Source organism: Herbaspirillum rhizosphaerae, from assembly GCF_046025915.1.
Classification (GTDB): Bacteria; Pseudomonadota; Gammaproteobacteria; order Burkholderiales; family Burkholderiaceae_D; genus Herbaspirillum; species Herbaspirillum rhizosphaerae_A.
On sequence record NZ_JAQQFR010000012.1, the window covers coordinates 174397 to 186991 of the forward strand.

At 57.0% G+C, this 12595-nt stretch carries 9 protein-coding genes; 1 reads left to right on the forward strand and 8 read right to left on the reverse strand.

Annotation, left to right across the window (positions count from 1 at the left end; genetic code table 11):
• Positions 1-338: 338 nt before the first annotated feature.
• From PQR63_RS18625 to PQR63_RS18650, 6 genes are all read right to left on the reverse strand, one after another.
• Positions 339-1325: an ABC transporter ATP-binding protein gene (locus PQR63_RS18625; RefSeq protein WP_408169448.1), complete on the reverse strand. Its 987-nt coding sequence runs from the start codon at positions 1323-1325 to the stop codon at positions 339-341.
• Complete coding sequence (locus PQR63_RS18630; RefSeq protein ID WP_408169449.1) at positions 1322-2284, reverse strand: ABC transporter ATP-binding protein; 963 nt, start codon at positions 2282-2284, stop codon at positions 1322-1324. The genes PQR63_RS18625 and PQR63_RS18630 overlap by 4 nt, the downstream gene beginning before the upstream one ends.
• Before the next feature lie 11 nt (positions 2285-2295).
• Entirely contained in the window at positions 2296-3201 is a 906-nt protein-coding gene (locus PQR63_RS18635) for an ABC transporter permease (RefSeq protein ID WP_408169450.1), read from the reverse strand.
• Between the two features lie 73 nt (positions 3202-3274).
• Positions 3275-4246: an ABC transporter permease gene (locus tag PQR63_RS18640; RefSeq protein ID WP_408169451.1), complete on the reverse strand. Its 972-nt coding sequence runs from the start codon at positions 4244-4246 to the stop codon at positions 3275-3277.
• A 45-nt stretch (positions 4247-4291) separates the two neighbouring features.
• Positions 4292-6211: a CocE/NonD family hydrolase gene (locus PQR63_RS18645; RefSeq protein WP_408169452.1), complete on the reverse strand. Its 1920-nt coding sequence runs from the start codon at positions 6209-6211 to the stop codon at positions 4292-4294.
• 58 nt (positions 6212-6269) lie between these two features.
• Positions 6270-7847, reverse strand: coding sequence for an ABC transporter substrate-binding protein (locus PQR63_RS18650; RefSeq protein WP_408169453.1), 1578 nt, complete (start codon positions 7845-7847; stop codon positions 6270-6272).
• A 435-nt stretch (positions 7848-8282) separates the two neighbouring features.
• Here PQR63_RS18650 and PQR63_RS18655 point away from each other — a divergent pair, with 435 nt between their 5' ends.
• Positions 8283-9044, forward strand: a complete 762-nt coding sequence (locus PQR63_RS18655; RefSeq protein WP_094563517.1) for an IclR family transcriptional regulator — start codon at positions 8283-8285, stop codon at positions 9042-9044.
• 11 nt (positions 9045-9055) lie between these two features.
• Here PQR63_RS18655 and PQR63_RS18660 read toward each other — a convergent pair whose 3' ends face one another.
• Positions 9056-10663 carry a methyl-accepting chemotaxis protein gene (locus PQR63_RS18660; RefSeq protein WP_408169454.1) on the reverse strand — a complete coding sequence of 536 codons (1608 nt, stop codon included), beginning with the start codon at positions 10661-10663 and terminating at the stop codon, positions 9056-9058.
• An 83-nt stretch (positions 10664-10746) separates the two neighbouring features.
• Positions 10747-11970, reverse strand: coding sequence for a porin (locus PQR63_RS18665; RefSeq protein WP_408169455.1), 1224 nt, complete (start codon positions 11968-11970; stop codon positions 10747-10749).
• Between the last annotated feature and the right edge of the window lie 625 nt (positions 11971-12595).

Here is a 12595-nt window from a genome sequence, read left to right on the forward strand (position 1 = left end):
CCGCCTGCGCGGCTTACGTGAGAGATTCGAAGGGAATCGCTTGCAAGCGATTCAGCGGCCTGCGGAACGTAGGCGAATCCCTCCGTCTCCATACAAGGGTACAGATTCATTGAAGTGAATAGCTAAGCGCCTGTTTAGGCGCTTTTTTTTGTTTTTAGAGTTCGGCGTACTGCGGATTAACTGCGGAATCCGCCAATTTCAGAACCGTATTGACCACTTCCAAATTCGCTTCCCCAGGGCGCACTCCATTCGCTGCGCAGTTTGCACCGAAAGTTGACCTTCGCTTAGAACACGATTTTGCGCATGACCACAATCCGAATAAACAAGCACAGCAGCCATCAGCTCAAGTCGTTCAGATGACAAGCCGAAAAATGCCCTTCTGCAACCTTCCTTAGCATCGGACGCTCGGAGGCACAGCGCGGCATAGCCCGGGGACAGCGCGGATGAAAAGTACAGCCTGACGGAGGGTTGAGCGGACTAGGCAATTCTCCTTGCACCGGACGATGCTCTACCATTTTTACTTGAAGGCGTGGCGCATCCGCAATCAGAGCTTGTGTATAGGGATGATTTGGCGACGTAAAAATTGCCTGCGTATCAGCCAACTCGACTACCCGACCGAGATACATAATGGCGACCCGATCGGCAATATATTCGACCACCGCCAGGTTATGACTGATAAAGAGATACGTCAATTCTTTCGATTCACGCAAATCCATGAACAGATTCAATACCTGCGCCTGTACTGATACATCCAGAGCAGAAACCGCTTCGTCGCACACCACAAATTTGGGATTCAGCGAAAGCGCGCGTGCAATGGCAATACGTTGGCGCTGTCCACCGGAAAATTGATGCGGGTAGCGAGACGCATAGCTAGCGTCCAAGCCAACCTGCTTGAGCAAAGCAGCGACGAAGGATGGCACGTCGCGTTTTTCCACCAGCTTGTGATATAGCGCGGCTTCGCTGATCAACTGATCCACGCGCAAGCGCGGGTTGAGCGATGCGTAGGGATTCTGGAACACCATCTGCGTTTCGAGGTGACGCGACGGCTGCGACGAATCGACCGGCTTGCCCTCGAAGGCGATCTCTCCGCTGGTGGGCGGCAACAGCCCGGCGATCATGCGACCGGCTGTCGATTTGCCGCAACCGGATTCGCCCACCAGACCAAGTACTTCACCCTTGTTGATCGTCAGCGACAAGTCGTTGACGGCGTAGACTTTCTTCTCGGGCTGATTTGACAAGCCGAGCGAACGAGCTGCGCGTCGCACGGTGCTTTGCTTGAGCCCAAAACTTTTGCTCAGGTTCCTGGTTTCAAGTATGGGATTCATAGTGTGCCTAGAGGATAAAAACAGCGATGCTCGCGCGTGCCAACCGCCACCACAGGGGGAATCGTGTCACAGGTGGCATTGCGACGTGAACAGCGCGGCGCAAACGCGCATCCTGGCGGCAAGGACAACAACGGCGGTGCCGAGCCCGGTATCGAATACAGCCGCTGGCCGCGGCTGCTCGCTTGCGGCAATGAATCGATCAGCCCCTTGGTGTAGGGATGCAGCGGCTGCGCGATAATTTCATCCACCGGACCACGCTCGATGATGCGGCCCGCGTACATGACGCAGATTTCATCGGCCAGATCCTTGACCACGCTGATGTCATGAGAAATCCAGATCAGCGCCGTACCGCTGTCGCGTGCCAGGTTTTTCATCTCGAACAAGATCTGCGCCTGGATCGTGACGTCCAGCGCCGTGGTTGGTTCATCGGCGATGATCAGGTCCGGATCGTTGATCATGGCGTTGGCAATGGCGACACGCTGACGCATACCGCCCGAGAGTTCGTGCGGATAAGCACGCATGCGTTCTTCCGGTGCCGGGATGCCGACCCGGCGCAAGGCTTCACACACTTTGTCGTCCAGCATCTTCCCTCGTAGCCGCTGATGGATGGACACCGTCTCGCGCAATTGATCGCCAATCTTCATCACCGGATTGAGCGACATCATCGGATCCTGAAATACCATCGCGATACGGTCGCCGCGCAACTTGCTCCAGCGCCGCGCCGTGGCGCGTTGCAGATCTTCGCCTTTGAAGCGAATTTCGCCACCGGCGATACGTCCCGGCGCATCCACCAGATTCATCAGCGAAAACGCCGTCACCGATTTCCCCGAACCGGATTCACCCACGATGCCCAGCACCTTGCCCGCTTCCAGTGTGAAGGAGACATGGTCCAGCGCGCGAGCCACGCCTGCGCGGCCATGAAACTCGGTAACCAGATTGTTAACTTCCAGCAGTGCCATGAAATGTCCTTCTATGCGTCGAGCTTGGGGTTGAGAACGACGCGCAATTGATCGCCGACCAAACTGATGGCAACCACCAGTACCACCAGCGCCACACCCGGAAAAACACTGATCCAGTATTGATTCGACAGCATGTAGTCAAAGCCATTGGAAATCAGCAAGCCCAGCGAGGGCCGGGTCTGCGGCAAGCCGATGCCGAGAAAACTCATGGTCGCCTCAAGTGTGATCGCCGCCGCCATCTGGTTGGTGGTAGTCACAATCAGCGGCGCCATGCAGTTGGGCAGCACGTGTTTGAACATCACACGCCAGGCCGGCAAGCCTTGGCCCAGCGCCGCTTCGACGTAGTCCTTGCCGCGCTCCACCATAGCGGCGCCCCGCACGTTGCGTGCGAACACTGCCCATTGCACCAGCACCAGCGCCATCAGCGTTTTGTCGACGCCCTGCCCCAGCGCCGCCAACAGGATCAGCGCCACCAGCACAGAGGGAAAGCTCAGTTGAACGTCGACGATACGCATCAATACCGCATCCACCTTGCCGCCCAGATAGGCCGCCAGCAAACCGACACAGGTGCCAAAAAACAATGCCGTCAGCGCACTGGTAATGCCAATGCCGAGACTGATGCGCAGGCCGTACATGATGGCGCTCAGCACATCGCGGCCGGCGCCATCGGTACCCAACCAGAAGTGCAGCTGGTGATCGGCTGATACGCCGCCGGGTGCCTGCTCGGCCTCCATGAAGGAGACCCTGGCCAGATCATAGGGATTCTGCGGCGACAGCACTGGTGCCGCCAGCGCCACGATAGTGAGTAACAACAACACGAGTGCCGCGGCGGTGGCAATACGATTTTGCAGAAAGCGCCGCAGGAAAATCTGCGTGGGCGTCTCGGACGCCAGTGCCGGAAGAGAAGGAGAGCTCATAGGATGGATTGCCTGTTTCGTCAAAAATGACCTGCGCCGTTGGACTTGCCTGCTGCCGTGTTCAACCCGCCACTCACGTGGATTTGGCGCGCAGGCGCGGATCGAGGATGAGATAGAGGATGTCGACCACAAAATTGATCAATACAAAAATCACCAGCACGACCATCAGATAAGCCACCACCACCGGTCGATCCAGCTGCAGCACCGAGTCGACGATCAGCTTGCCCATGCCCGGCCAGGCAAAAATGGTTTCGGTGATCAGCGAAAAAGCGATCAATTGTCCGAACTCCAGCCCCATTACCGTCACGATGGGAATCATCACGTTAGGCGCGACGTGGCGCAGCATAAGCCGCACCGCACCGACACCCTTGGCACGGGCAAACTTGACGTATTCCTGCAAGGCCACTTCACGTGTGCCGGCCTCGGTCATGCGCATCACCAGCGCAATATTGTGTAACGCCAGCGTAGCTGCCGGCAGTACCAGGTAGCGCAAGCCGTCCAGATTGAGAAAGCTGACCTGAATGCCCAGGAGGCTGGTAGTCGGTCCGCGTCCACCCGATGGAAACCAGCCCAGATTAACTGCGAACACCAGGATCAGAATCAGACCCAGCCAGAAACTCGGAATCGTCACCCCCAGAATGGAGAAACCCATGGCCAGCTTATGCACCTTGCTACCTGGCCGCAGGCCCGCCCACATGCCCAGCGGCACACCGATCAGGAACGACAGCACCAGCGCAGCGCTGGCCAGTTCCAGCGTAGCCGGCATGCGCTCGAAGATCAGCGAAATGGCTGGCTGGTTAAACACAAAGGAGTTGCCGAGGTCACCGTGCAGAGCGTTGACCAGGAAGCGCCAGTACTGCGCATAGACCGGCAGGTCCAGGCCCAGTGCATGCGAGGCTTCGGCAATTTCGGCTGGCGAGGCGTTGGGCGCCACCAGCAGATAAATGGGATTGCCGACCAGGTTGATGCCGACAAAAGCCAGCAAGGACATGATGAAAATCACCAGCACACTTTGCAGACTGCGTTTTATGAGCATTTCAAACATCAGGTTCCATTCCTTTATCAAGTCCCATGCAGAGACGGCGCTGCATCAAGCCGTCGGCTTGCGCGCCGGGATTACCGGCAACACGATCTGCGAAGGCCGCGTCGCGTCCAGATAGATGCGATTTGTGGCCACGCGCGTATGCGTCGCCGCCCCTTCCGGTTCGCCGGTATTCGGATTGCAGTCGAAATGCGGGAAGTTGCTACTGGAAATATCCAGGCGAATGCGATGTCCTTTCTGAAACAAATTGCTGGTTGGAAAACCGTCAATATTGATTTCATACACTGCACCGGGGATCATCAAAGCCGGCGCTTCCCATGAGTTGCGATAGCGCGCCCGCAAAATGCCGTGCGACAGATTCATCGCGTAGCCGTTGGGATAATCGGCACTGGGTGGATAGACATCAATCAGCTTGAAGGTGAAATCGGTATCCAGACAATCCGAGGATATCCATAGTTTGACGCTGATGTCACCGGTTACTTCGACATCCTGCGTCAATACCGGCGTCTGAAACACCAGCACGTCAGCACGCATGGCCAGTGGGTAGTACGGAAGGGTCGCGCCGAATACGCCCGGACCTTCGCATTGATCAAAGGCACCGCCAAACATCAGGGGCTCACCGGAAGTCACCGCGCCACCGATGGTGGGTACCGGATTGAGTGGGTCGTAGCGGTAAGCGAGAAAAGCATCGCTCTCTTTACTCGCCGGGCCCGGTGCGGTAGTCGACAAGGCACCTTCGCGCCGCAGATACCAGACTTGCGCCTGCGCATCGGGTAGCGGCCATTGCTGTTCGCTGCGCCAGCGCCCACCGTGGTCGAGACGGCCCGCAGCATTCTTCTTCCCGGAGCCGCCACCCATGACAAACAAGCTGACCGGCGGCAAAGGATCCGGCACCGTTGCATCATTCTTTAGCCAGCGATCAAACCATTGCAGACGCAGCGACAGATAGTCTCGTGCCAGTTGGCCATCCAGCGTAGCAGCCGTACCGAAGTCGACGTCGCCGGCATAAGTGATGGAGCGGTTGCCATGCGTCCATGGCCCCAGGATCAAGCGCACCGGCCCCTTACCGGCCTTGATCAGACCGCTATAGTTGGTGGTCGCGGTGCGTGGATAGGGATCAAACCACGACGACATATGGACCATCGCCGCATTGCAGAATTGCGGGTAATAACCTTCCGCGTACAAGCCCGGTTGCATCCAGTAATCATCAAACTCCCCGTGACGCCATTGCTCGAACATGTACGCTTCATACTCCGGCACACTGCTCAGCGGCGAGTTGCCTGGCTTCCACTCGGTGGTACGGGTGAACCAGTCATCCAGGTCGATGCTGCTCAGGGCTGCAAAGCGTTCAGGGTCTTCCTGCAGCTCGCGGCTTTCCAGTGCTTGACGCCAAGCCCAGGTAGCCTGTTTCAACTCGAACGCACCGCCTTGCCGGATACCACCCTGGAATGCATTTGAAAATCCACCCGAGTCGAGAAACATCGCCACCACGCCTGGAGCACCCAGGCTACCCAGCGCCGCTTGCGTGTGAGCAGCATAAGACAGGCCCTTGGTACCGATGCGGCCGTTGCACCATGCCTGCGTGAGAATCCACGCACAGGTGTCGTAACCGTCGTCGCTGTCGCTCGTGTATTTGACGAAACTGCCTCCGGACTGATAACGGCCACGACAGTCTTGGTAGACCACCGCGTAACCCTGGGCGACGAAATAAGCAGCGACTTCGGCGCGCGCCAGCGGCGTTTCATTGATGGCGTTGCGCTCGGCGCGGCTGGGTTGATTCTTGCCGTAAGGCGTGCGTTCAAGAATGACCGGAAACGTGTCAGTGGCTGCAGCGCCCGCAGGCAGGTAGACATCGGTGGCGAGCTGCACGCCGTCGCGCATCAAAACCATGATGTCTCGCAGCACGGTCATTTCTCCTGCCGGCGCCGGCGCTGCGGGAGAACGCGAAAGATGATTCAAAGATTGCATGTTGTCCGTTGATAGTTCTGATATTGAGTTCTGAAAATGAGTCCGCTCGTTGCGCTCGCTAGCGCGGACGAATGTCCGTAGCCATCGTGAAGCCATCGGCGCGCGGCGCAAAAGACAGATTGTTGCGATACGCCCAGGTCGCGTTCTGGTTCAGCAGCGGAATGATCGCGCCGTCCTCCAGGGCAATCCTGGCGGCCTGCTGCTGCAGAGCCTCCCGTTTGATTGGATCCATGGTTTCCAGCGCGGCGTCGATCAGCGCGTCAACCTGTGGGTTGCTGTAGCCGCCATAATTGTTGGCGCCGATGCCGGTCTTGCGATCAGGAGTGTGGATGATCGACGTCAGCATGGTCAGGGAATCACCCGTCACCGCGCCGGTGCCCAACATGAAAATGCTGAACTCGGAAACGCCGCTGGGCCCACCGGCCGCACGCGGCAGGAACACCGAGAACGGCATGACCGACACTTCGGTCGTGATGCCGATGCGACTGAACAGCTGCGCCATCGCTTCACATAATTTACCGTCATTGACGTAACGATTATTGGGACATTGCACGGTCATCCGGAAGCCCTTCGGATAACCGCCTTCGGCCAGCAAGGCCTTGGCCGCAGCCACGTCGTAGTCGGGTAGATGCAAGCCGGCGTCATAGCCGAAGAAACCGACGGGAACCAATTGCTCGGAAGCCGTACCGTCAGCTTTCATCAGAAAACGGATCAGGCCGGACCGGCTTATCGCACGCATCATGGCTTGCCTTACCTGCGGCACCTTAAAGGGATTGCTGCTCATCGGTGCGCCGTTGTTGTCTCTGACGAAAGGAGTGACGTCGCGGCGCTGGTCCAGCAACAGGTAATTAAGCATGTAAGACGTCACCGAGGTTTGCTCAATATTCTGCGCGGTGCGAAACGCGCTCTTGAGATTGGCAGTGGCGCCGTCAATGATATCCACCGCTCCCGACAACAGCGCCGAAGCGCGCGCCGGCTCACGCGGGATGAATTGAAAAGTGACGCTGTCCCACGGCTCTTTGGTGCCCCAGTAATCGGCGTTTTTATTCAGCACCACTTTCTGGCCGTTGATCCACGCCGCAAATTTATAGGGCCCGGTGCCGATGGCCGACTTGCCGCTGGCGAAACTTTCTTCGCTTACATTCGCCCCCAAAGAGCGTGGAATGATGGCAATCAAACCCAGATTATCCGGCACCGTCGGATTGGTTTCACTGGTGCTGATCTGTACCGTCAGCGGTCCGGTCACGGTGACCCCGGTAATGCCTTTCAGATAGGAGCGAAAGGTGCGCGCGCCGGTCAGGTGCATCGCGCGATCAATGGAATATTTGACGTCCTCGGCGCTCATCAGCGCGCCATCATGAAAATGCACGCCAGGTCGCAACTTGAATTCCCAAGTCGTTGGATTGACAGCACGCCACGACAAGGCCAGTTTGGGTACGGGACGCAGCTTGGCGTCTTCGCTGATCAGGGATTCATAGACATGAGCCCAGACGTTTCTGTTTTGTCCATTGAGCACATGCGGATCGGCGGAGGTCACTTCCGCCTTGAAGCCGATTCGCAAGTCGGCGGCATGCGCCATCATCGTCGCATTAAGCACGACGGCCGCAATTGCGACCGAGATACATGGCGACAGCACCCCTCCTGCTATTCCTGCGCCGCTCCACCGACCGAGAAACCGTTTACCCACATACCCTCCACATTATTTTCTTCATTAATGTATCGCTGAGTGATACGATATATTATCTAATGATACAGCGTCAAGGAGTTTTTATGCGTCGCCCGGACCATTTCAACTGCCGCAAAAAAAGTACCGGCCCCCGCGCATCCCGCGTCTCCCGGCTCAAACAGCCGGATGGCGCGCCGCATATTGCTTGACGAATAATTTTTGATTGTTTAGGATGTTTCGCCACACAAACCCTTGTTCCAATGCAAGAAAAACCGCACCTGGAGCAAAGCTTCCTGCGCTGCCGGATCCCGAGAGCCCGGCGCATTACAATATCACCCGTCCAGGTAGCCGCAATGCCGCACCAAAAACCGCCGACGGCGCCAAACAAAACATAAGGAACCTCATATGAGTTACACCGTGGATGCGGTGAGCAAAGCCATGGAGCTGCTGTTCGTGGTTGCCGACCACCCGGGCCTGGGCGTCACCGAACTGGCAAAACGCTCAGGCAATACCAAAGCCCGCGCATTTCGCTTGCTGGGCACGCTCGAAGAAAGCGGCCTGATCAAGCGCAAGGAACCGCTAGCCACCTACAGCCTGGGTTATCGCGCATTGTTCCTCGGTGTCGCCGCACAAAACCAGGTACAACTTTCGCAACTGGGCCAGGCACTGCTGCCGGCCATCGGCGAGGCTTGCAGCGAAAGCGTGCTGATCACCATCCGTGAAGGCCTGGAGACCATGTGTGTGGCCTGGTGGGATTCCCCGCACGCCATCCGTGTGCACAGTGAAATGTCGGCGCGCCGGCCGCTTTACGTCGGTGCCTCCAGCAAACTGCTGCTGGCCTACGCGCCTGAAGAGGTGCAGGAAGCCGTCCTCAACGAAGAGCGCAAGCGTTATACGCCCAGCACCATCGTCAGCCGCACCCAGCTCAAGCAAGCCATCAAGAAAATCCTTGAAGTCGGCTACAGCGTCTCGTATGGAGAAAAATCCGCCGACACCGTGGCGTTGGCGCTACCCATCCGGGACGCTGCCGGCAAGGTCGTGGCCGCGCTGTCAATGACGGCGCCAGTCAGCCGCATGACCGAGCCGCGCCTGCAAGAATGCCTGGAAATACTGGGCAAGGGAGCCCAGCGTTTTTCGCTGGAACTCGGCTATATACCCAAGAGCTGAGCCCCGCCCTCTCACAAAGTTCGCATACGGCCCAGTAAAGGCAGCGGCAGTGCCGCAATCGACGTTGCCGGCACGGCCATACCGTCCAGCTTGAACACCTCGACGGTATGCGCCAGCGAGCGCGCCTCCTCTTTCATGGCGGCGGCTGCCGCTGCAGCCTCCTCCACCAGTGCGGCGTTCTTTTGCGTCACACCGTCCATCAGCGCAATCGCGTGGCCGACCTGTTCGATACCTGACGCCTGCTCCTTGCTGGAAACGCTGATGTCCGCAATGATCTGCGCCACGCGTCCGACATTAACCACGATCTCGTGCATGGTGGCGCCGGCATCGTCGACCAATTGGGTACCCGCCTCCACCCGGCTGACCGACACGCCGATCAACTCCTTGATTTCCTTGGCTGCATTTGCCGAGCGTTGCGCAAGACTGCGCACCTCGGAAGCCACCACCGCAAAACCGCGGCCCTGCTCGCCGGCCCGCGCCGCCTCTACCGCCGCGTTGAGCGCCAGGATATTGGTTTGAAAAGCGATGCCGTCGATGACGCCAATGATGTTGGCAATCTGCCTTGACGACTCACTGATTTCATTCATCGTGTCGACCACGCGCGCCACCATCAAGCCGCCCTTATCGGCGATCGCCGCAGCAGCAGTAGCGGTGTCCTTGGCTTCGTCCGCATTGTCTGCATTCAGGCGCACGGTCGAGGTCAGCTCTTCCATCGCCGAGGCGGTTTCTTCCAGCGATGCAGCCTGCTGCTCGGTACGACTGGACAAGTCCATGTTGCCGGTGGCGATTTCACCTGAGGCGATGGCGATGTTACTGATGCTGCTGCGCACTTTGCCGACTACGTCGCGCAGGCTGGTGTTCATGAAGGACAAGGCTTCCAGCAACTGACCAGTCTCGTCTTTGCGGCCGGGGATAATATCAGCGCTCAGGTCACCGCCGGCGACACGACGCGCGATCGCTACTGCTGATTGCAATGGCAGCACGATGGAACGCGTCAGCATTTGCGCACACAGCAAACCGAGGGCAATGGCCACACATTCCAGCAAGATCAGCAGACGGCGGCTTTGTTGCGCAGTTTCTTCGATGCTTAATTTGATTGCGTCAATCTGGTTGCGCTGCATGTCCAGCAATTGTTGCACCGACTGCGCAAACTGACGCGACGCCGGTAAGTATTCTTTTTCCAGCACGGCCGCAGCCGCCTCCATCTGCCCAGCAGACTTGAGCTGGCTCAGGCGGTCGCGCGTTTCCAGGTAGTGGTCGCGCTGCACGCCGATGTTCTTGAACAAGGCATGTTCTTCTTCCGTATCCAGCAGCGTCTTGATTTTTTCCTGCACTTCGGCCGACGGCTTCATCGGTCCGGCCATCAGGAATGCCGCCAAAGTAGTATCGCTGCTCTTGGCAATAGCGGTGGTGCGGGTAATGCCCGTTTCAATGTAGCGAAACCAATCGCTGGACAAGCGTTCCTTGCTCAGCGGGCGCTCCATCATGGCCGACATACGGTTGGCTACCATCTGCAGATTCCAAACTGCCAATGCCGTCATCAATCCCGAAATGACCAGGATGATCGCAAATCCCCAGCGCAGCCGGTTACCGATCTTCATGTTGTTGATCTTGCGCATATTCCCCTACCCCCTCAGGTCAAAGGAGAACCCGGTGTACACCGGATTCCCCTTCCCTCAATTCAGATGTCAAACGAACTGCTTCAGAACGTCGTACGTATCCCTGTCATCACGATGAACTGCGACTTATCGGCGCCCGGCGCAACGGTAATGCCGGGGCTATACATGTTGGACGTGCGCTGGAAGGATGTATTGAGGTACACGTCGGTACGCTTGGAGAAGAAATAGTCTGCGCCCAGGTTCAATTGGGTGACTTTGCCGCTGACCGCGCTGCCGATGAACGATGAACGTGACTGCAAGACACTGGTGGTCAGCTTGAGCGCCGGCGTGATGTTGTAGTTCACGCCCAAGTCGATGACGTTGGTGCGGTCGTTGTTGGTGCCAGAAGCCGAGAAGGTTCCGGTATTGGCGGCGGACGTGAAAGCGCCGGTGGTGAAATTAGGCGCTGCGGTTGTTGCGGCGACGGCGTTGGGTTGCTTGGTACGGGAGAACATGCCGAAGAAACGGAATGGCCCAGTCGTATAGCTGGAGCCCACATTGAAAGTTTTCAGGCAGGTCGTACCGGGCGCACCGAAGGTTCCGGCAGCACACAGTGCATTCAGACTTTGATCCGATTCGGTATTGGCGGCCGAACCCGTCTTGGCAGCCCAGTAGGCGAAGCCCACACCGAAGGGGCCGTTATTGTAGTTGGCGCCAAAACCGTACGCGTTACCGGTGGAGGCAGAACCAGCGGTCTCGCCGAATGCATAGGCAACATTGGCAGTGATACCTGCGATTTGCGGCGTGTAATAGCTGACCATGTTGTTGGCGCGATTGCCGCCGACACGATCCATATTATTGTCATGCACGCCGTTAATCAGTGTCCCGAAATCAACCACACTGGAATAATAAGTCGCTATCTGATCCGTAAAATCCTTGCGACGACCGATCTGTAATGTACCAAAGCTCTTGCTGCTCAAACCGACATAACTTGCACGCCCAAAGAGAGTACCGCTTGTGGAACCGAGCTGTGAGTTTCCAGATGCTCCGGTATCGCCACTAAAACCACCTTCCAAAACGAATTGCGCTGACAGCCCACCGCCCAGATCCTCCTGCCCCTTGAAGCCGAAACGCGACTGCTGAATTGTTCCGGAGGTGACTTGCATCAAGTTACCGGTTCCTCTTGGATTGGATGCCGAAACTGCGGCAGCAGTGTTGGTGTACGCAACAGAAGCATCAATGATGCCGTAGACAGTGACCGTGCTTTGCGCATGCGCCGAAGTGGCGCCGGCACCCAGCACGCAAAGCGTTGCAATGGTTTTTTTCATCTCGATTTCCCTGATTAAATTTAAAAACTGCTAATCAACCCATCCCGTTCTGTATCACCTTGCAATATGCTGTTTTACTAGGCGATACCGCATATTATTAAAAGAAACACTTGGAAGTCAACGTCTTTTTTTTGAACGGTCGGTCGCTAAGGCACCAAATACGCGGCTGCATTAATCCAGGAACGAACAAACATCACATAGAGATTGCGCCGACAAAAGCAGGGGAAACGGCTTCCGGAGAATGACTGTGGAAGTCACTGAAAAAAAAGAAACTGTGGGTGACCAAGGGGAGAAGTTAAGTCCAAAAAACGCTCTTTTCCTCCCATCAATGACGTCTAGGCAAAAAATTTGAATTCTTCCTTCGCCGCAAAAACACAAACGCCCGCAATTGCGGGCGTTTGTGTTTTTTTTGCATTCCATTTTTTAGCCACCTGTGCGGCTTACGCGATGGAATCGAAGGGTGTCATCCAGAGACCATACAGGCCATGTGGCAGCCTGCGGAATGTATATGCGTTTCTTTGCGCGCGCCGCCGGTCGAGGATTTTTCCACAAAACGCTGAAGTATTTTTTGTGCGTGACGAAATAATCCAGGGAAATTCTCCGTCCAAATGAAAAAGCCCCGGAA

What these genes read in the sequence shown, in the direction of transcription:
- PQR63_RS18625 (WP_408169448.1), bottom strand. Translation starts at nt 1,325, where the DNA reads ATGAATCCCATACTTGAAACCAGGAACCTGAGCAAAAGTTTTGGGCTC.
- PQR63_RS18630 (WP_408169449.1), bottom strand. Translation starts at nt 2,284, where the DNA reads ATGGCACTGCTGGAAGTTAACAATCTGGTTACCGAGTTTCATGGCCGC.
- PQR63_RS18635 (WP_408169450.1), bottom strand. Translation starts at nt 3,201, where the DNA reads ATGAGCTCTCCTTCTCTTCCGGCACTGGCGTCCGAGACGCCCACGCAG.
- PQR63_RS18640 (WP_408169451.1), bottom strand. Translation starts at nt 4,246, where the DNA reads ATGTTTGAAATGCTCATAAAACGCAGTCTGCAAAGTGTGCTGGTGATT.
- PQR63_RS18645 (WP_408169452.1), bottom strand. Translation starts at nt 6,211, where the DNA reads ATGCAATCTTTGAATCATCTTTCGCGTTCTCCCGCAGCGCCGGCGCCG.
- PQR63_RS18655 (WP_094563517.1), top strand. Translation starts at nt 8,283, where the DNA reads ATGAGTTACACCGTGGATGCGGTGAGCAAAGCCATGGAGCTGCTGTTC.
- PQR63_RS18660 (WP_408169454.1), bottom strand. Translation starts at nt 10,663, where the DNA reads ATGCGCAAGATCAACAACATGAAGATCGGTAACCGGCTGCGCTGGGGA.
- PQR63_RS18665 (WP_408169455.1), bottom strand. Translation starts at nt 11,970, where the DNA reads ATGAAAAAAACCATTGCAACGCTTTGCGTGCTGGGTGCCGGCGCCACT.